The 19,681-nt window shown below is 37.5% G+C and carries 19 protein-coding genes; 15 read left to right on the top strand and 4 right to left on the bottom strand.

The window, feature by feature from the left end:
- Window positions 1–28: 28 nt before the first annotated feature.
- Together ACW6NC_RS12600 and ACW6NC_RS12595 are read left to right on the top strand one after the other, a co-directional pair.
- Window positions 29–1,606: a LysM peptidoglycan-binding domain-containing protein gene (locus ACW6NC_RS12600; RefSeq protein WP_457866521.1), complete on the top strand. Its 1,578-nt coding sequence runs from the start codon at window positions 29–31 to the stop codon at window positions 1,604–1,606.
- Window positions 1,607–1,631: 25 nt separating this feature from the next.
- Entirely contained in the window at window positions 1,632–2,609 is a 978-nt protein-coding gene (locus ACW6NC_RS12595) for a DUF4837 family protein (RefSeq protein WP_457866519.1), read from the top strand.
- Window positions 2,610–2,659: 50 nt separating this feature from the next.
- On the opposite strand, the gene tatA is transcribed toward ACW6NC_RS12595, so the two are convergent.
- A complete protein-coding gene (gene tatA, locus ACW6NC_RS12590) occupies window positions 2,660–2,851 on the bottom strand; it encodes a twin-arginine translocase TatA/TatE family subunit (protein ID WP_457866517.1) in 192 nt (63 codons plus the stop codon).
- Window positions 2,852–3,090: 239 nt separating this feature from the next.
- Here tatA and ACW6NC_RS12585 point away from each other — a divergent pair, with 239 nt between their 5' ends.
- The 7 genes from ACW6NC_RS12585 to ACW6NC_RS12555 are packed head-to-tail and all read left to right on the top strand — an operon-like array spanning window position 3,091 to window position 10,362.
- The gene (locus tag ACW6NC_RS12585; RefSeq protein ID WP_457866516.1) at window positions 3,091–3,960 is read left to right on the top strand and encodes a M23 family metallopeptidase; all 870 of its coding nucleotides are present in this window, start codon (window positions 3,091–3,093) and stop codon (window positions 3,958–3,960) included.
- Between the two features lie 6 nt (window positions 3,961–3,966).
- On the top strand, window positions 3,967–5,466 hold the full coding sequence (locus ACW6NC_RS12580; protein WP_457866514.1) for a GH3 auxin-responsive promoter family protein: 1,500 nt from the start codon (window positions 3,967–3,969) through the stop codon (window positions 5,464–5,466).
- Between the two features lie 3 nt (window positions 5,467–5,469).
- Window positions 5,470–7,155: a DUF6909 family protein gene (locus ACW6NC_RS12575; RefSeq protein WP_457866512.1), complete on the top strand. Its 1,686-nt coding sequence runs from the start codon at window positions 5,470–5,472 to the stop codon at window positions 7,153–7,155.
- A gap of 11 nt (window positions 7,156–7,166) precedes the next feature.
- Window positions 7,167–7,712 (top strand): dTDP-4-dehydrorhamnose 3,5-epimerase, encoded by a 546-nt coding sequence (gene rfbC / locus ACW6NC_RS12570; protein ID WP_457866511.1) that lies wholly within the window; start codon window positions 7,167–7,169, stop codon window positions 7,710–7,712.
- The gene (rfbD, locus tag ACW6NC_RS12565; RefSeq protein WP_457866510.1) at window positions 7,709–8,575 is read left to right on the top strand and encodes a dTDP-4-dehydrorhamnose reductase; all 867 of its coding nucleotides are present in this window, start codon (window positions 7,709–7,711) and stop codon (window positions 8,573–8,575) included. Before rfbC ends, rfbD begins: the two co-directional genes overlap by 4 nt.
- Window positions 8,576–8,599: 24 nt before the next feature.
- On the top strand, window positions 8,600–9,589 hold the full coding sequence (locus ACW6NC_RS12560) for a UDP-glucuronic acid decarboxylase family protein (protein ID WP_457866508.1): 990 nt from the start codon (window positions 8,600–8,602) through the stop codon (window positions 9,587–9,589).
- On the top strand, window positions 9,586–10,362 hold the full coding sequence (locus tag ACW6NC_RS12555) for a glycosyltransferase family 2 protein (RefSeq protein ID WP_457866506.1): 777 nt from the start codon (window positions 9,586–9,588) through the stop codon (window positions 10,360–10,362). Before ACW6NC_RS12560 ends, ACW6NC_RS12555 begins: the two co-directional genes overlap by 4 nt.
- On the opposite strand, the gene ACW6NC_RS12550 is transcribed toward ACW6NC_RS12555, so the two are convergent.
- Window positions 10,359–11,666 carry a phenylacetate--CoA ligase family protein gene (locus ACW6NC_RS12550; RefSeq protein WP_457866504.1) on the bottom strand — a complete coding sequence of 436 codons (1,308 nt, stop codon included), beginning with the start codon at window positions 11,664–11,666 and terminating at the stop codon, window positions 10,359–10,361. The genes ACW6NC_RS12555 and ACW6NC_RS12550 overlap by 4 nt on opposite strands.
- Before the next feature lie 86 nt (window positions 11,667–11,752).
- On the opposite strand from ACW6NC_RS12550, the gene purD reads away from it, so the two are divergent.
- Complete coding sequence (gene purD / locus ACW6NC_RS12545) at window positions 11,753–13,027, top strand: phosphoribosylamine--glycine ligase (RefSeq protein ID WP_457866502.1); 1,275 nt, start codon at window positions 11,753–11,755, stop codon at window positions 13,025–13,027.
- On the opposite strand, the gene ACW6NC_RS12540 is transcribed toward purD, so the two are convergent.
- Window positions 13,019–13,249, bottom strand: a complete 231-nt coding sequence (locus ACW6NC_RS12540) for a DUF6341 family protein (protein WP_457866501.1) — start codon at window positions 13,247–13,249, stop codon at window positions 13,019–13,021. The genes purD and ACW6NC_RS12540 overlap by 9 nt on opposite strands.
- Window positions 13,250–13,370: 121 nt before the next feature.
- On the opposite strand from ACW6NC_RS12540, the gene ACW6NC_RS12535 reads away from it, so the two are divergent.
- The 3 genes from ACW6NC_RS12535 to ACW6NC_RS12525 all read left to right on the top strand — a co-directional run bounded on the left by ACW6NC_RS12535 (window position 13,371) and on the right by ACW6NC_RS12525 (window position 16,202).
- Window positions 13,371–14,294 (top strand): DUF6427 family protein, encoded by a 924-nt coding sequence (locus tag ACW6NC_RS12535; RefSeq protein WP_457866499.1) that lies wholly within the window; start codon window positions 13,371–13,373, stop codon window positions 14,292–14,294.
- Window positions 14,295–14,430: 136 nt separating this feature from the next.
- On the top strand, window positions 14,431–15,036 hold the full coding sequence (locus ACW6NC_RS12530) for a DUF4254 domain-containing protein (RefSeq protein ID WP_457866497.1): 606 nt from the start codon (window positions 14,431–14,433) through the stop codon (window positions 15,034–15,036).
- 98 nt (window positions 15,037–15,134) lie between these two features.
- On the top strand, window positions 15,135–16,202 hold the full coding sequence (locus tag ACW6NC_RS12525; RefSeq protein WP_457866496.1) for a glycosyltransferase family 9 protein: 1,068 nt from the start codon (window positions 15,135–15,137) through the stop codon (window positions 16,200–16,202).
- Window positions 16,203–16,253: 51 nt separating this feature from the next.
- On the opposite strand, the gene ACW6NC_RS12520 is transcribed toward ACW6NC_RS12525, so the two are convergent.
- Window positions 16,254–17,300, bottom strand: a complete 1,047-nt coding sequence (locus ACW6NC_RS12520) for a 2Fe-2S iron-sulfur cluster-binding protein (RefSeq protein WP_457866494.1) — start codon at window positions 17,298–17,300, stop codon at window positions 16,254–16,256.
- Window positions 17,301–17,397: 97 nt separating this feature from the next.
- On the opposite strand from ACW6NC_RS12520, the gene ACW6NC_RS12515 reads away from it, so the two are divergent.
- Together ACW6NC_RS12515 and ACW6NC_RS12510 are read left to right on the top strand one after the other, a co-directional pair.
- Window positions 17,398–18,882: a DUF5687 family protein gene (locus tag ACW6NC_RS12515; RefSeq protein ID WP_457866492.1), complete on the top strand. Its 1,485-nt coding sequence runs from the start codon at window positions 17,398–17,400 to the stop codon at window positions 18,880–18,882.
- Between the two features lie 12 nt (window positions 18,883–18,894).
- Window positions 18,895–19,620 carry an ABC transporter ATP-binding protein gene (locus ACW6NC_RS12510; protein ID WP_457866490.1) on the top strand — a complete coding sequence of 242 codons (726 nt, stop codon included), beginning with the start codon at window positions 18,895–18,897 and terminating at the stop codon, window positions 19,618–19,620.
- Window positions 19,621–19,681 lie beyond the last annotated feature (61 nt).

The following is a 19,681-nucleotide window of genomic DNA, read 5'->3' as shown; positions in this document are numbered from 1 at the left end:
TCTCGTAATAAAATTTATGACTCATTTGATGAAGAGTATTTTCTCATTATTACTGTTGTTTTTTAGCATGGGAATTTTGGCGCAGGAAGAGGCTGAAAAGAGAACTGAAAAAGCCAATTTCAGAGTTCAAATTTTTGAAAGGCCCAGCACCTCAGAGATAATTTTGTCTGCGCCCGACCCAGAATTTAAAAATAAACTTCCCATATCTGCACTGATAAAAGATTCTGCAGCAGTAAAGCTGCAGGATCTTCCAAAAGCTGCAAAAATAGATTCCATCTGGAGATCGCAACTTCTTGATACCAGCTTATATGATACTTTTCAAAAAAGTATTCATGAGCAGGACTATTCAAAAGTAGTTTTTAAAGAGTTGCCAACCGATACCCTTAAAGCCCGGTTGAATAAACTCAATTCCAGAACGCCATTTAATATTGAATATCATCCAGTACTTGAAAGTGTTATAAAGTCTTATTTAAAACGCAATAAAAGAGCCATGGAAAACCTCATGGCCTTAAGTGAATACTATTTTCCCATGTTTGAAAAGGAATTGGATAGGTTTGATATTCCATTAGAGATTAAATACCTGGCCATTGTGGAATCAACTTTAAATCCACGTGCTCGCTCCCGTGTCGGGGCTACTGGTTTATGGCAATTCATGTTTCCTACTGGGAAAATGCTGGATCTGGAGGTTAGTTCTTATGTGGATGAACGAATGGATCCTGAAAAGTCTACTGAGGCAGCCGCTAAATACCTGGCCAATCTTTACAAATCTTTTGGTGACTGGGACATGGTTTTGGCTTCCTATAATTCTGGCCCAGGAAATGTTTCAAAAGCCATTAGGAGAAGTGGTGGCTCCACCAATTACTGGCAATTGAGAAGGTATCTTCCGCGTGAAACCGCAGGTTATGTACCGGCATTCTTGGCTACACTTTATATATTTGAATATGCCGACGAACACGATTTTCAGCCTAAAAAACCCGATGTTGCCTTCTTTGAAACGGATACTATCAGGGTTAAAAAGATGCTTACTTTTGATCAAATATCCAAGGTTACTGGTGTAGAAAAAGAAATGCTTCAATTTTTAAATCCAAGCTATAAATTGGATATTATTCCTTTTGTTGAAGATAAAGAATATGGCGTAAGACTGCCAAGGTCGGTATCTGGTGCATTTGTGGCTAATGAAGACGAAATCTATGAATACGTAACTGAAGATCTTGCCAAGAAAGAAAGTAATTTACCAAAATATATCGAAACTGAAGATCGGATTCGGTATAAAGTAAAGAGCGGAGATTACCTGGGGAAAATTGCCGCCCGCTATGGTGTAGGTATAAGCAGTATAAAACGATGGAATAATCTAAGGTCCAATAACTTAAGGATTGGGCAATACCTTACCATTTATCCCAGAAAACCTGCTGTTTCCCAAGTATCATCATCTCAAGATAATTCGAATAAAAAGGCTACAAAGATCTATACAGTTAAAAAAGGAGATTCATTATGGAGCATTTCACGCAAGTTTCCCGGAGTTACGGTACAGAATTTGAGGACTTGGAATGATGTGGGCTCGTCCAGTCTAAAACCCGGGATGAAACTGAAAGTTTCCAAAGGGTAAATTTGTAAATCAAATTAAGCCAAAAATGAAAAAATCATTATTTCTCCTTTTAACCTTATTTTTTTTAATTTCCTGTAATGACCAGAACGAGAAACAGGAACGTATCCTGGTAGATTCTTCAGGAAACATCAATCAGATTACTTTAATAATAGAAAATAATCTCTGGGAAGGTCCCGTTGGGGAAGCCCTTCGGAATAATTTTGCTGCTACGGTAGATGGTTTGCCCCAAGAGGAACCCATGTTTTCCCTTAAACAAATTCCGCCCGAAACCTTTACTGGTTTTGTTAGAAGGAACCGATCTTTTATTAAGGTAGAAAAGGCCAATGAAGCGGGAATAAAAATCTTGGATAATGTGTATGCTCGTCCTCAAACAGGGATAATTATTTCAGGACCTAATGAAGAAGAAATTATTCATGCTATTAACGAGGGAGCAGAGAAAGCGATTGCCGCTTTTAAAAATACAGAAATGAAGGAGAAGCAACGCAGAATTGGGAAATCACTCGGAAAGGATGAAAAACTGGAGGATGAGTTCGGACTTTCCCTTAAGTTCCCCTCGATTTATCGATATGCAGTGGAAGAGGATGGGTTTATTTGGCTGAGAAAGGAGATCACCAAAGGAAATATGGAACTATTAATTTATGAGGTTCCCATCAACCAAATCGAAAAAGACACCAATATCATTGGTAATATAATTAAAATGAGAGATTCTATTGGGAAAGCTTATATTCCTGGACCAGTAGAGGGCAGCTATATGATCACTGAAGAAGCCTATGCCCCTTATCTTTTTGAAACCCAAATTGACGGAAAGTTTGCCTACGAAACTCGAGGTACCTGGGAGGTAAAAAATGCTTTTATGGCTGGTCCTTTCGTAAATTATGCAATTAAGGATGAAGCCAACAACCGTTATTTAGTTATAGAGGGATTTGTTTTTTCTCCAGCACGAGGGAAACGAGATAATATATTTGAGCTGGATGCCATCTTACAATCGGCTAAAATTAAATAAAGAAAAAGCCCAGCTGGAAAGTTGGGCTTTTTCTTTATGAATTAAGGTAGTTATTTCTTTTCCTCGGGAATTTTTTTCTCGTCATTTTCATCTTTGGAAGCATCCTTGAATTCTTTAATTCCACTACCTAATCCTCTCATTAATTCAGGAATTTTTCTACCTCCAAATAACAGTAGAACCACAATTACAATTAGTATTATTTGTGGTGCTCCTATCGCCAATGGTAAAATAAATGCATTCATAACTTTAATTTAGATATCACAAACTTAACAAGAATTCATTAAAATATACCTTAATTAACACAAATTAATTTTGTTAGATTTTTTTATTTGCTTCATTCTAAGTGAAATTCCAATTAAGCACATTACCCAGTGATCTCCAATTTATATGTTAATCCTTAGTATTTTGGTATTCATTTTGGTATTTAAATCTCCATGGCACCGAATATTTTTAATTTATCTTTGTCTAAGCTTTAAAATCTATGGCAGCCAAAAAGAAACATAAAAAGAAGTTCGCCAAAAAACTACTTCATAAGTACCGCCTGGTAATTTTAAATGAAGATACTTTTGAGGAGCGCCTATCCTTTAAACTTACGCGTTTAAATGTTTTTGTAACGATCACACTAAGTGCTATTCTTTTAGTTGCTGCTACCACCATTATAATTGCCTTTACCCCCTTGCGAGAATATATTCCAGGATACTCCTCTCCTGAATTAAAGAGTAGAGCTGTAGATCTCGCTTATAAATCAGATTCTTTACAAAGAATTTTAAAGCTTAATGATCAATACCTTAATTCTATTAAAAGTGTTTTAACCGGGGAAGCAGAAACCGATGCTCTTAACAGGGATTCTCTTATGGAAAGCCCTCAATCCCCGGGTGAAATAGAGCCTATTGAGCCTTCTAGGGCAGATTCTCTTTTACGTGAAGAAGTAGCACAGGAGGATAAGTACAATATCTTAGCTTCTGCAGCAGATAATGTAGAATTTTCCTTATTTCCACCAGTAAAAGGTTCTATTTCTGAAGGTTTCAATCTGGAAGACAGGCATTTTGCAGTAGATATTGTAGTTCCAAAAAATTCAGCAGTGAAATCGGTGGCAGACGGAAGAGTTATTTTTTCGGAATGGACCACACAAACCGGTTATGTCATAATTGTGAGACATAATTACGGTCTTCTTTCAGTATATAAACATAATGCTTCCCTTACAAAAGAACAGGGAGATATCGTAAAGACAGGTGAAGTGATAGCAACTGCAGGGTCAACAGGAGAATATTCCAGTGGGCCACACTTGCATTTTGAATTATGGAACGAAGGATTGCCTGTTAACCCAACCGATTATATTGATTTTGATTAAAATAATATGTCTTTAAAATCTATTGGCGCAAAGATATTTGCCAAAATTATACGCAGAAAAATTGATGCTTGGGCCTCAAAACCTGAAGCTACCCAAGAAAAGGTTTTTAAAAACCTCATTAGCCAGGCTAGGAATACCCGGTTTGGCAATGATCATAATTTCAAGAGCATAAAAACATTTCGTGATTTCTCAAAGCAAGTTCCTGTAAGGGACTACGAGGAGTTAAAGCCCTGGGTAGATAGAATGGTAGCCGGGGAGGCCGATGTTTTATGGCCTGGAAAACCACTTTACTACGCTAAAACCTCTGGTACTACTAGTGGTGCTAAATACATTCCACTTACCAAGGACTCTATGCCTACCCATATAAATGCAGCCCGTAATGCGATTTTATGTTATATCGCGGAGACCGGGAATGCTTCTTTTGTCGATGGAAAAATGATCTTTTTGCAGGGAAGTCCTGAACTCGATGAAAAAAACGGCGTAAAATTAGGTAGGCTTTCAGGTATTGTTGCACATTATGTGCCTTCATATCTTCAGAAAAACAGGATGCCCAGTTGGGAAACCAATTGTATTGAGGATTGGGAAACCAAAGTTGATGCTATTGTAGAGGAAACCCGTAAGGCGGATATGACCGTAATAAGCGGCATCCCATCTTGGGTACAAATGTATTTCGAACGCCTTCAAGAAAAAACAGGACAAAAAGTTGGAGAGCTCTTTAAAAATTTTGAGCTTTTTATTTATGGGGGAGTAAATTATGAACCTTACAGGGCAAAATTTGAAAATCTTATCGGAAGAAAAGTGGATAGTATCGAGCTTTATCCTGCTTCGGAAGGTTTTTTTGCCTTTCAAGATAAACAGAACGAGAAAGGAATGCTCTTGCAATTGGATTCAGGCATGTTCTATGAATTCATTAGAACTGAAGAATTTTTTGAAGAGAATCCAAAAAGATTAACCATTGGCGAGGTAAAAACTGGTATAAACTATGTAATGCTAATCTCAAGTAACGCTGGTCTTTGGGCCTATAATCTAGGAGACACGGTGCAGTTTACTTCAGTTAAACCATACCGCGTGATTGTTTCAGGTAGGATTAAGCATTTTATCTCAGCCTTTGGGGAACACGTTATCGCCAAAGAGGTAGAGGAGGCCATGCAAACAGCCACTCTTCAAACAAAGGCGCGGATAAGTGAATTCACGGTGGCTCCACAAATTACGCCTGAAAAGGATGAATTGCCCTACCACGAATGGTTCATCGAATTTGAAAAGGAACCTGAGGATCTTAATGCCTTCAGAAAAATTCTTGATAAATCCCTTCAGGAACAAAATTCTTATTATTTTGATCTTATTGAGGGTAAAATACTCCAACCCTTGAAAATAACCCGGGTGCCTTTAAATGGATTCCAGAAATATATGAAATCCATTGGTAAACTTGGTGGACAGAATAAGCTTCCAAGACTTGCTAACGATAGGAAAATTGCCAGTGTTCTGGAAGAAATTATAAAAGAATAATATATGGTGAATTTAAAACTACAAGGCCGTACCCGGGCACAGGAGAGCACCCATGCTATAGAGCGGCTTTACATTACAATGCGGCACCTTTTTAACCGGGGGTTTTATAAACCTATGGGGGTATCGGGGGAAACCTTACGCGAAGCGTTACTTACGCTTAGACCTGAGATTTATGGATCAATCGCTGAAGATAAGGTAGAACTAAACGGACTCCTCTATGTAGTAGACCGGCTCCCAATTGGTATTGAGGAGTGCACCTATATAAATTTAACCAGTGACGAAGGTTATGGAAATTCACATTTTCAACCCATCGTACCTCCAAAACGAAGAAGAAACTGTTATAGGATAGATCAAGAACAAATGAATATTGAGATTACACGGGGAAGATCCGAGATCTACGATATTCTTACGCATCTTACCTTTCTTTTTGTAGAATCTCATAAAATAATGAGGCGTGTACTTATTGATGAAGAAGGCAATGTTACCAGAGACTGGGAGAAACTCGAAAGAGCAGTTCTCCAGGATTCCGAACTCAGCAGAGAAGAAAGAGAAGTGGCTCTGACCCATACATCAAATATTCTTGGCCGAACCTTTAACGAAGTATATACCCTATATCCAAAATTCGCTTCTTCCGGTCAACCCGAACGTTTTCTACATATTATCTATAATCTTGGTAAGCTTGCTCTCTCTGAGACTATAAAAAATGAAAAGCGGATTATTACTTTTAGTCCTGTTTTAAGAGAAAGATTAGGTCACCATATTCATGGAGAGATCTGGGCCGATAATATCAAGCAATTTCTCTTAAAGGAAAACCTTATGCATCGCCCAGTACACATTATTAGTGCAAATATGCATAGTGTAATGAACACCCTATTTACCCCTGTTGCCTTAAAGGAAGAACTAAAAAAGAAAAAAGTACTTGAAATTTATGAAGCATTGAGCGACAGCGGAAATGGAAAACTTAGAAATAAAGTAATGAAAGCTGCTTTAAATAATGGAATGCATTTTATCGAAGATAAAAGCGGTACCAATATAGATGTGCAGGTGTTTGATACTGCAAAACTCACAAACGGTTATGATGGGAAGAAACCTGGAAGTATGAAGGATGAACAGCCGGTCATTGTGGTTATGGATTATGCTTTTGGGGAACAGGCTTATGAAACTATGGATGAGCTATTGAAACCTTTTAATTTTGAAGGGAATGAAATTAAAATGAACGTATCCTCCATTTCCATTATGGGAAAGGCGGGGATTCTCGATGGTGGGAAGGGAGATATCATGATACCTACTGCGCATGTTTTTGAAGGAACAGCCGATAATTATCCATTCCAAAACGATTTGAAAAAACAGGATTTGGAAGGTCACGGTATTAAAATAGTAGACGGTGCAATGATCACGGTACTGGGAACCTCTCTTCAGAATAAAGATATCCTAAAATTCTTTCATGATTCTACCTGGAATGTGAGCGGCCTCGAAATGGAGGGTGCTCATTATCAAAAAGCCATCCAGGCCGCTTCAAAGTTGCGCGGAAGCATAAATGAAAATGTGAAGGTAAGATATGCCTATTATGCATCTGATAATCCCCTTGAAACCGGTAGTACGCTGGCTTCAGGAGGCTTAGGAACCACCGGTGTAAAACCTACTTATTTGATAACCGAAAAGATTCTCGACCAGATCTTTGAAAAATAAATCAGAAAAAAATGCAGGTAGAGAAAACACCTTTGAAAGATTGCTTTATCATAAAACCGGATATTTATAGAGATAATAGAGGGCTTTTTTTAGAAAGTTATCATAAAAAGAAATTCATCGATCTCACGGGGATCAATAAGGAATTCGTACAGGATAATCAGTCTATTTCTACTTACGGCGTTCTGCGAGGTTTGCATTTTCAACATGGAGATTTTGGTCAAACCAAATTGGTACGTGCCATTTATGGAAAAGTTCTGGATGTGGTTGTAGATCTTAGACCTGAATCACCTACTTTCAAACAGGTTTTTAAAACTATTTTGGATGATATTAACTTATATCAGCTTTATATCCCTAAAGGTTTTGGACATGGTTTTGTAACCTTGTCTGAAACTTCTGTTTTTGCTTATAAGTGTGATGAGTATTATCATCCCGATGCTGAAGGAGGGATTATCTATAATGATCCGGATCTGGATATTGATTGGGAATTTCCCGAGAAAAAAATGATCCTTTCAGATAAGGATCTTGCTCAGCCACTTTTAAAAGAGGTATTTCGATGAAAAGGGTTTTAGTCACCGGAGCTTCAGGCCAATTGGGGCAATGTTTTCAAAAAATCGCTACGGATTATCCTGGCGTGAATTTTATATTCCTTAATTCTTCGCAGCTTGATATTACGGATCAAAATAAGCTTCAGGAAGTATTTACAGAAAAAAAACCAGATTACTGTATTAATTGTGCGGCTTACACCAATGTTGAAAAGGCCGAAGAGGATACAGAAATGGCCTTTAAAATTAATTCTGATGGAGTTAAAAATCTGGTTAAAGCCTGTAAAAATACCGGAACCGTTTTGATCCATTTCTCAACCGATTACGTTTTTGACGGGAAAACCACTGAACCTTATAAGGAAACAGATAAGACTAACCCCATCAATGTGTATGGCGCCTCAAAATTAAAAGGAGAGAGGTATATTATTGATGGCATGGACACCTATTTTATTTTCAGAACTTCGTGGTTGTATTCTGAATTCGGTCATAACTTCTTTAATACCATCTTGAAAAAAATAGAAGAAGGAGCTAGCCTAAACATTACCACCTCACAAACGGGGACTCCAACTAACGCCAATGATCTTGCTCAATTTGTCCTAAAGCTCATCAAGGAAGAGGAAACCCATTATGGATTATACCATTTCAGCAATATGGGAGAGGCTACCTGGTATGATTTTGCCAAAGCAATAATTAAATTTTTAGCCAAAGGCAAGGAGATTAAATTAAACAAAAGCAAGAATTATAAAACCCGGGCAAAACGCCCTACTTTTAGCGTGTTAAGTAAAAACAAATTACTCAAGAGTTTTAAAATACCTGTACTTAACTGGCGCGAGAGTCTTGAGAATTTGATCGATGAGAGGGTGTGGAAGATAAAGTGATTTACCAAAAGAAAGGAATTGTATATGGCAAAACGAATACTTATCACTGGTGCGGCAGGCTTTCTGGGGTCTCATCTCTGTGACAGGTTCATAAAAGAAGGGTTTCACGTGATTGGAATGGATAATCTTATCACCGGAGATCTAAAGAATATTGAGCACCTTTTTGGAAATGAAAATTTTGAGTTTCTTCATCATGATGTGACCAGGTTCGTTCATGTGCCGGGTAATCTCGATTACATTCTTCATTTTGCTTCTCCTGCCAGCCCGATAGATTATCTCAAAATTCCAATACAAACCCTTAAGGTCGGCTCTCTTGGAACATTGCATTGTCTTGGTCTAGCCAAAGAAAAAAATGCAAGAATCCTTATTGCCTCAACTTCTGAAGTGTACGGTGATCCTCTGGTTCATCCTCAAAATGAAGACTATTACGGAAATGTCAATGCAATAGGTCCCCGTGGCGTATACGACGAAGCAAAACGCTTTATGGAATCTATCACGATGGCGTATCATCGGTTTCATGGCCTGGAAACTAGAATTGCCAGAATATTTAATACCTATGGACCAAGGATGCGGCTGAATGACGGCCGGGTAATCCCAGCATTTATCGGTCAGGCATTAAGAGGTGAGGATTTGACCGTTTTTGGAGATGGACTTCAAACACGTTCCTTTTGTTTTGTAGATGATCAAATAGAAGGAATTTACAGGCTATTATTAAGTGATTATTCCGAACCGGTCAATATTGGTAACCCAGATGAGATCACCATCAGAAATTTTGCTGAAGAGATTATAAAACTTACCAAAACAGATCAGAAAATTGTGTATAAAGAGCTTCCGCAAGATGACCCCCTACAACGCCAGCCTGATATTACCAGGGCTAAGAGCATCTTAGGGTGGGAACCCAAAATCTCACGTGAAATAGGAATGAAGATCACCTATGAATACTTCAAGAGTCTAAGTCCCGAGGATCTGAAAAAAAGTGAGCATAAGGATTTTTCGAAACATATTAGAAGATGATGGATCAGGATGTATTGGTTTCAGTGATAATGCCGGCTTATAATTCCGGACGATTTATTAAGGCTTCTATAGAATCGGTTATCAAACAAACCTATTCAAACTGGGAATTAATTGTGATCGATGATGCCTCGGAAGATCAAACTTTAGAAATAATAAAAGACTATGCAGCAAAAGATAAAAGATTTAAAATCATCCTTAATGAAAAGAATCAAGGTGCAGGGGTCTCGAGAAACAAAGGAATAAAAGAGGCAAAAGGAGATTATATCGCATTTCTGGACGCTGATGATCTATGGAAGCCACATAAACTTCATACTCAATTGAATTTTATGAAGGAAAACGACGTTACAATTTGTTTTTCCAGTTATGAACAAATCACAGAAAATGGAGAGATCCGTAGGGTGGTGGTTCAAGCCTTACCATATGTTACTTATCAGAAACTATTAAAATCAAATTATATCGGTAACCTTACCGGAATCTATAATATTGCAGAATTAGGTAAAATTTTTGGACCAGAGATTAGAAAAAGACAGGATTGGGGATTATGGCTTGCTGCCGTAAAAAAGGCTCGTATAGCAAAAAGTATTAAAGAACCTTTAGCCATTTACCGGCTAAGAAAGAATTCAGTCTCAAGGAATAAATTCAAAATGCTCCGTTATAATTTCATTATATATTATAAAGTGCTGGGTTTTGGTTTTTTCAATAGTCTTCGTTGTATGTTAATGTTCCTGAAGGAACATTTTTTCATAAAGAAAAAACAATTAAGAAGCAGTTAGATTCGTGAGCTAAACTGCTTAAGTTTTCCGCTTTTATCGCGATCCAAAACCTCTTTTCTCTCAAAAAGAACCCTGAGATCTTTTCCAACATATTTTTCAATTGCTCTGAGTATCCTTTCAATTTGTGATTCGGAAAAAGCTTTTTCACTTACATAGTCAATTTTAAAAATATCTGGCGCAGTCTGAATCACTACGAACTCCTTGATGTTTCCGGTATCTTCAATTATAGTTTTGGTCACATAGTAAAACGTGAGGCCAGGAACGAGCTTGCCATCTGCCAGCCTTGCTACATCATTGGTACGCCCGATGAGTTTTTGAAGAACAGGGGTTTTTGGAGTGCTTTTTTCCGAAAGAACTCCAGTATCGCCAATGTCATATCTTATCATAGGATGCGCCAGGTTATATAGCGATGTAATTACCACACGACCCTCCTGTCCATTAGGTACAGGTTTATCGTGTTCATCTAAAATCTCCACAAAGAGATCTTCGGAATTTACAATCCAGTTTTTATTCTTGTCTTCAAAGGCAATTAGACCCACTTCACTTGCACCGTATTCATTCACAACGGGAACTCCGGTTGCCATTTCAATAAGCTCCTTATCCTCCTTAAAAAGGCGTTCTGAAGTCACTATGCAAAGTTTGAGGCTTGGGCAAACGTCTTTCAATTGAATATCCCTGCTTTTGAGGTATTTTGCGAAAAGAAGAATCGCACTTGTGTAACCGTTTATATAGTCGAATTTAGATTTTTGAAAACGCTTTAAAAAAATCTCCATCTTTCCCTCACTAAGGTCAAATATATTAAAACGCCTTCTTAGGCTTATCCTGTCTTTAAATCGCTCCTGAAGATTCCCATAAAGATCTAGTGGTATGCCATAAAACCGGGCTTGTAAACTTTTATTGAGATCTATACCATGCCACTGATATCTATCCTGAAAACCAGCCCAACTTAGCGCATGACAAAATCGATCTTTTGCGAATATAAATGGTTCTCCACTGCTTCCAGATGTTTTTCCAATATAAGTATTTCGTTTTTTGAAATTTTTACTGAGTCGGTGTTTTAGTTTCTGTTGAAGCTGGGATTTTTTCAAGACAGGTACTTCTTCCCATTTTTCAAACTTATCTTTTTCGCAGAATTCCTGATAAAACGAATTATGTTTTAAATGAAAATCCAAGATCTCGAATTTCTTACTATCTAGATAATCCTGATAATAGTTTTCAGGGATTTCCCTTATCTTGCCCAAAAGTTTTTGCGCCCGATTTATGGGAAATTTATTGAGTTGTAGGGACAGCTTAAACCAGTTCAAAGGCAAATGGCGTTTTTATTCGAAATAAATTGGTGCTTCAATTTACAAACAATTATTTTTGGGACAACATTTAAAAGACTTTCAAAATGAAAATTTTAATACTTGGCTCAGGAGGCCGTGAACATACTTTTGCCTGGAAAGTGGCCCAAAGTAAAAAATGCTCTAAACTCTTTGTAGCACCTGGAAATGCGGGAACCGCTCACCTTGCAGAAAATGTTGATTTAAAGCTTAACGATTTTGAAAGAATAAAGGATTTTGTGGTGGACCAGAAAATTGAAATGCTTATTGTTGGTCCTGAAGACCCTCTTGTTCAAGGTATTACAGATTTCTTTGCGGAAGATCCAGAATTAAAGTCGGTCAAGGTAATTGGACCTTCCAAACGCGGCGCTCTTTTAGAGGGCAGTAAAGAACGTGCAAAGGAGTTTATGGCAATGCATGGAATCCCTACTGCAGCCTATGAAAGTTTTACGGTTGAAAGTTTGGAGGCTGGCAAGAAATTCCTGGAAAGTCTAAAACCACCATATGTTCTTAAGGCAGATGGTCTCGCTGCAGGGAAAGGGGTTTTGATCCTCGATAATCTGGGTGAGGCAAAGGCTGAGCTTGAAAGTATGCTTTCTGATAAGAAATTTGGCGAAGCGAGTGCTAAAGTGGTAATTGAAGAATTTCTGGATGGAATCGAGCTCAGTGTTTTTGTACTTACTGATGGAAAAAATTACAAAATTCTACCCACCGCCAAGGATTACAAACGAATTGGGGAAGGAGATAGTGGACTTAATACCGGCGGAATGGGAGCAATATCCCCTGTGCCTTTTGTCGATGAGGAATTGATGAATAAGATTGAAAAGCGTATTGTAGAACCTACAGTTAAGGGCCTACAGAGTGAGGATATAGATTATAAAGGTTTTATATTTATAGGGTTGATCAAAGTGGGAGAGGAACCCTTTGTGATAGAATACAATGTGCGTATGGGTGATCCTGAAACTGAAGTTGTCCTGCCTAGAATTAAATCTGACATTGTAGAATTAATGGATAAGGTCTCTATGGTAAAGCTTGACCAGGCAGAGCTCGAAATAGAAGAACAGGCTGCTACTACGGTAATGTTGGTATCTGGTGGTTATCCTGAAGCTTATGAAAAAGGGAAAGAGATTACCGGATTTGATGAAGTTCAGGGAAGCATTGTTTTTCATGCCGGAACCAAAGAAGAAGGAGGGAAAATTGTAACCAGTGGAGGTAGAGTTATAGCAATAACCTCCTTTGGGAAAGATTATAAAGAGGCCCTAAAAAAATCCTATCAAAATGCAGAAAAACTACATTTTGATAGGATGTATTTTAGAAAAGATCTAGGTTTTGACTTAACCTAAAAATGAATGAGCTGAAGGATCCCGGTTTTCTTCGTTGTTATCATTGAATTTTTTCAGCTGTTTCATCCAATAGAAAAAAGCAGCAAATCCAATAAGGATAAAAATAAAATTAACGGCGTTGGCTGCCCACCAGGAGTTTAATTCCAATTCACGAAGCGCGTCTAACGGAATAAACAACACCTCTTCAAAAAGCCATGCGATTCCTTCAAAAAAATCTTTCATTTAAATAATTTTTATGGCGCTTAGCTGTTTATAAAGCATGGCCAATTGATAACTCTGGCCTAAAAGGCCCTCAAATGATAACTTTGTTATAGTTTAGAGTACAAAAATATAAAAAACAGGAATGCTAACAAGCTTTTTTGGCAAATCAAAACCACTTAACGGAATTTTAGTAGCGCTTTTTATGACGTTGCTTTTCGTGATCGCCAATTTCAGGGAGCGCATTCATTCTTTCGACTTAGCCGGGTTTTTCGAAAAACTAGCCGTTTTACTAGCCTTTCTCCTAAGTGTATATGTACTTAATTTTATTGCCAAGAAAAATGAACTCACACGGCGGAGTGCCTATAAAATATTATTTTTTGCAGTTTTCACCACCTCTTTTATAGAACTGCTCAATAACACCCAGGTTATTTTTGCTAATTTATGTGTATTATTTGCTTTTAGGCGTATCCTAAGTTTGCGTTCGAAAAAAATCATGCAGAAAAAAGTCTTTGATGCGACCTTTTGGATTGTTATTGCTTCGATTTTTTATTTCTGGTCGATTTTTTATTTATTAGTTGTCTTTGCAGGAATTCTTTTTTATTTACCTAAGTTTAAGAACTGGTTAATTCCCTTGGTTGCCTTCATGGCCGTATACCTTCTCAATCTAACTTATCATTTAGTTATCTATGAAAGTGTTTATGGATTTACACGTTGGTATGAACCGATTAATTTTAATTTCACCAATTATCGTGAGCTTAGTTTATTAATCCCTTTAAGTTTTGTCCTTGCAGTATTAATTTGGACCTTGGGGAATTATTTTAAACTTATACAAAAAGCCAGTATTAGCCAACGTCCCTCCTTTAACCTGGTATTGTTTAGTCTCATAGCTTCAATTGCTATAGCCATTTTTTCACCTACAAAAGATGGAAGTGAACTTATTTTTCTTTTTGTTCCCATGAGTATTATTGCCTCCACCTGGTTTGAACGAAAAAAAGACAAAACATTTAAAGAGATCTTACTGGGTATTCTCATTCTTATGCCACTGATTGTACCGCTGTTAAGCTAAAAATCTGGAAGTCCATACTGCGGTATAGCTTATGCTTTATAACTATTTCAAATTATGGTACCTTTGCCTGTAGAAAAAAGAACTACCAAATAAAAGTTCAACTACTTACTCGAACAATAAAGAAAATAGCAGATTTATGTTTTCAGATAAAGCGAACAAAATATTTCAGGAAGTAATAGAGAAATATCACGAAAAAGATACTGTGGACCAGGCTTTTTCAAACCCGTATGACAGTACCGATGAACTGATCGAGCACTTACTGTATCGTAAATGCTGGATCGACACTGTTCAATGGCATTATGAGGATATTATAAGAGATAGGAACATAGACCCCGTAGACGCCCTTAAACTTAAACGCCAGATTGATGCTTCAAACCAGGATCGCACCGATACAGTCGAATATATAGACAGTTATTTTCTTGAGAAGTTTAAAGATGTTAAGCCTAAGGAGAATGCTACAATCAATTCTGAAAGCCCCGCCTGGGCTATTGATCGTCTATCAATTCTCGCCTTGAAAATTTATCATATGAATGAGGAAGCTAATCGAGCGGAGGCCTCGAAAGAGCACCGTTTAAAATGCGATGCGAAATTAAAGGTTTTACTGGACCAAAGAGTAGATCTTTCTACAGCTATCAATCAGCTCTTGGAAGATATTGCCAATGGTGATAAATATATGAAAGTATACAAACAGATGAAAATGTATAATGATGATGAACTTAACCCCGTATTGCGAGGGAAATAATCCTCATCTAAATAGCTCGGATACCATTTTTCCTATTTGTAGGCCCTGGGGAATTGGAGCTTAGCACTCCGGAAATCCAAACCGGAATTAAATACAGAATGAAAACAACTACGACAGCTTCAATACCTCAGGTAAAAAAGACCCATATTTTGGTAATAAGACTTTCTGCTATGGGGGATGTCGCGATGGTAGTCCCAATTTTACGAATTTTAACTGCAACTTATCCTGACTTAAAGGTCACAATGCTGACCCGTAGTTTTTTTAAACCGATGTTCCAGGATATACCGAATGTTTCGGTTTATGAGGCTGATGTGAGTGGAGTGCACCAAGGAGTTCTGGGGCTTTCCCGCCTGGCGAAAGATTTGCGGGATGAAGGTATTGATGTAGTGGCAGATCTTCATAATGTTTTAAGGAGCAATGTGTTGAAATCAGTGTTTTTTCTTTTTGGGATTCCAGTGGAGCAGATAGATAAAGGGCGTAAGGAAAAAAAAGCCCTAACCCGGGAGAAAAACAAGATATTTAAACCCTTAAAATCCACTCATCAGCGATATGCGGATGTATTTTCCAATTTGGGTTACCCCATAGACTTAGATTCACACCAATTTCCAATAAAAAAGCCACTTTCAGAAAATATTAAAAAAATCGTTGGCGCTGAGCCCATTAAATGGTTGGGAATTGCTCCTTTCGCACAACATAGTTCAAAGGCCTACCCTTTCGATCTCATGGAGGAAGTTTTAAAACAACTTTCTCAAAATCCAAAAATAAAGATCTTACTTTTTGGAGGTGGAGAAATTGAAAAAACACAACTCGAAACCTGGGAAAAGCGATTTAAAAATACTATGAGTGTAGCCGGAAGGTTAAGTTTTGAAGAAGAGCTTGCCCTGATCTCTAATTTGGATGGCATGATCTCTATGGATAGTGGTAATGGACATTTAGCAGCCATGTTCGGCATATCTGTAATAAGTATTTGGGGGGTTACTCATCCCTTTGCCGGCTTCCGGCCTTTTAAACAGCCAGAAAGCAATAGTTTGTTGCCCAGTCGTGAAAAATATCCTTATATACCCACTTCAATTTACGGACAAAAATACCCAGATGGATATGAGGATGCTATCCGGGAAATTTCTCCTGAACAGATTCTGGAAAAAATAAATGAGCTGCTTTTTTAAAGTAAAAAGGTAGCAATTGCTACCTTCTTACTTTAACTTCTTTCTTTGCGATCATACATCGTCATAGTCAACCTTAAGTTTGGGCGTCAAAGGTTGGGCCTGGCAAGTAAGGATAAGCCCTTCGGCAATTTCCTCATCGGTAAGAATTTGGTTTTTGCGCATTTCTGCTTTTCCTTCTCTAATCCTTGCGATACAGGAACTACAGATTCCTCCCTGGCAGGAATAGGGCACATCAAGGTCGTTCGCTAACGCAGCATCCAGGACAGTGTCCTTAGAAGCCATGCTGAAGGTGGTTTCTTCATCATCGACCAACACAGTAAGTTCGGTCTGTCCATCTACATTGGTTTCAATACTCCCAGTCTCTTCTGTGGTGAAAAGTTCAAAATGAATATTTTCCTCAGACACACCATTTTCTTTAAGAACCTTTTTTACCTGATCAATCATCTCCTCAGGGCCACATAAGTAATAGCCTGCAAAAGGGTGATCTTTAAATTTATTCTTGACCACATAATTCACCGTACTGGTCTCAATACGGCCAAAATGGGATTTTTCTTCACGGGTACGGCTGTATACGAATTCGATAAAAAGCCTATTTGGGAATTTAGCCTGTAATTCCAATAATTCCTTGAAGAATATTGTTTCTTCCGGAGACTTATTTCCGTATGTAAGAATAAATCGGCTTCTGGGTTCTTCAGCTAATACAGTTTTTAAAATGGAAAGGACCGGAGTAATCCCACTTCCAGCGGCAAAAGCTGCATAATTTTTAGGTTCGTCTCCAGGTTCCAGGATAAATTTTCCTTCCGGAGGATGAACTTCTAATTCATCTCCAGCTTGAAGCTTATTATTGGCAATTACAGAGAATTTTCCTCCTTCAACCTCCTTCACGGTAACTTTAAATTCGCCGCTTCCCGGTGCTGAACACAGGGAATAAGCTCTGCGTATCTCTTCACCATCCACCTGCGTTTTTATGGTGATATACTGCCCAGCCTTAAACGTGAATTCGTCTTTTAGATCTTCAGGAATTATAAAGGATAAACTCACCGCTTGTGGAGTCTCCCTTATTACTTCTTTAATCTTTAATTTATGAAACTTTTGCATTCAAAAAATAATTTTGAGTGCAAAAATACAAAGTATGTGCTATTTTATAGTGTAACAAAAGACTATTTTTCATTACTTACATTGGAAATAAGCAATTATGTTTACTCGTTTTCTCTCTCTGGAGTGGAAGTCTTTTTTCAGATCAGCAAGTTTAGGGAAAAGTCTGGGACTTAGAATTTTGATGATTTTCCTGGCTCTTTATTTTTCTGCTGTTTTCTTATTTTTAGGATTGAGCTTATACCCACTGTTACAGGAGATGTTTCCTGAAGATGATCCGATTCATTTGGTTAATAGATTTGTTTTGCCATGGTTGATATTCGAATTTGGATTGAGGTTTATGCTTCAAACTCTTCCTGTGATGGATATTAAACCACTTATGTTACTGCCTCTGCCCAAGCGTAAAGTGGTAAACTTTGTGCTTATAAAGAACTTATATTCTTTCTATAATTTTCTGCCATTACTTATTATTGTCCCTTTTGGGATATTTAATATCTATAAAAATGAATATTCCTTATTTTCAGTTTCTGGGTGGATGATAGCCATGATAGGAATGAGTCTGTGTGTGAATTACGGGAATTTTATCATTAAAAAACGCTTTACTGATAATTTGAAGGCACTTGTTCCAGTGGTTTTATTCATTGTAGTTTTAACAGGCTTAGAATATTTTCAGGTCTTTGAAATAAGCTTATATTTTGGTAAATTATTGAATGCTGTTTTGATTCACCCCTATTTAGCTGTGGTACCTGTTGTCTTTCTTATCTCGCTTTTTAAATGGAACCAATATAACCTGGAAAGTAAATTTTTCCTTGATGGTGGTCTAAAGAGAAGGGAGACCGGTAAAGATACCCGTGATTTTGACTGGACGCGAAAGTTTGGAAGTATTGCTCCATTTTTGCAATTAGATCTGAAATTAATCTGGAGAAATAAAAGGCCTAAAACCACTATCTATATGTCTATATTGTTACTGGGTTATGGACTTTTCTTTTATCCTAACGATATTTATCAGGATATGCCGTGGTTTTATGTTTTTGTCGGAATTTTTATAACAGGTATTTTCATGATCAATTTCGGACAGTTTGTGCCTGCCTGGGATGCCTCTTATTATCCCATGATAATGTCTCAGAACATCCCGATCAAACAATATCTTAGCTCTAAGGCTGGGCTTTTGAGTTTTAGCGTGGTAGTTCTGGGCATTCTGTCTACCCCTTATATTTACTTTGGCTGGGAAATTCTAATGATAAATATGGTATGTGTAGTTTATAATATAGGAGTGAACGTTCCCATCTTATTGTATTCAGGATCCTTTAACAAAAGAAGAATAGATCTGGATAAAAGTCCCTTTATGAATTATCAGGGAACCGGAGCCACGCAATGGCTGGTAAGTCTGCCCCTTATGATCTTACCTGTATTGGTGTATTGGAGCACAGCTAAATTTTTAGGAATGAAATCAGCCCTGGCAATTTTAACCGTCCTTGGGATCATTGGCTTGCTTTTAAGGTCTATACTACTTAATGGTATAGCCAAACGTTATAAGGAAAGAAAATATGCTATGATTAATGGATTTAAGGAAACAGGAGAATAAAACAAAGAGTTTATGATTACCGCAACGAACCTCACGAAAGTTTATAATGGAAATACAGTTCTTAATATTGAACATCTGGATATCCCTGACGGCCAAAATTTTGGACTTGTAGGGAATAATGGAGCAGGAAAAACAACATTCTTTAGCTTGTTGCTGGATCTTATTGAGCCGACTACTGGTAATATTTTCAATCATGAAATTACTGTAAGTCAAAACCAAGAGTGGAAAAGCTTTACCGCTTCATTTATTGATGAAAGCTTTCTTATTGGATATCTCACTCCAGAAGAATACTTCTATTTCGTGGGAGAGTTGAGGAATCGAAATAAAGCCGATGTTGATATGCTTCTGCATGAATTTGAAGATTTTTTTAATGGTGAGATTCTGGGACGTAGAAAATACTTGCGTGATCTTTCAAAAGGAAACCAGAAAAAAGTAGGCCTTGTGGCATCACTTATAGGTGATCCGCGCGTAGTGATTTTAGATGAACCTTTTGCCAATCTGGATCCAACTACTCAAATTCGGTTAAAAAAGATCATCAAAGAAAGAGCTGCAACTAATGAAACTACTTTTCTTATCTCTAGTCATGATTTGAATCATGTTACCGAAGTTTGTGAACGTATAGTAGTGCTGGATAAAGGAGAAGTGGTGAAAGACATTCGTACTTCAGAAGCAACATTGAAGGAGCTAGAAGATTATTTTTCTGGGGGACCTATGCTGGAGCATCCCGAGAATATTTGAAAACTGGTTTTTGTTTGTAAAAAGAAGCGTATTTTTACATACTAAAAACAGCGGCAGTTGA

This window comes from Salegentibacter profundi, assembly GCF_054121475.1.
This window is presented reverse-complemented; position numbering and strand designations above follow the sequence as displayed.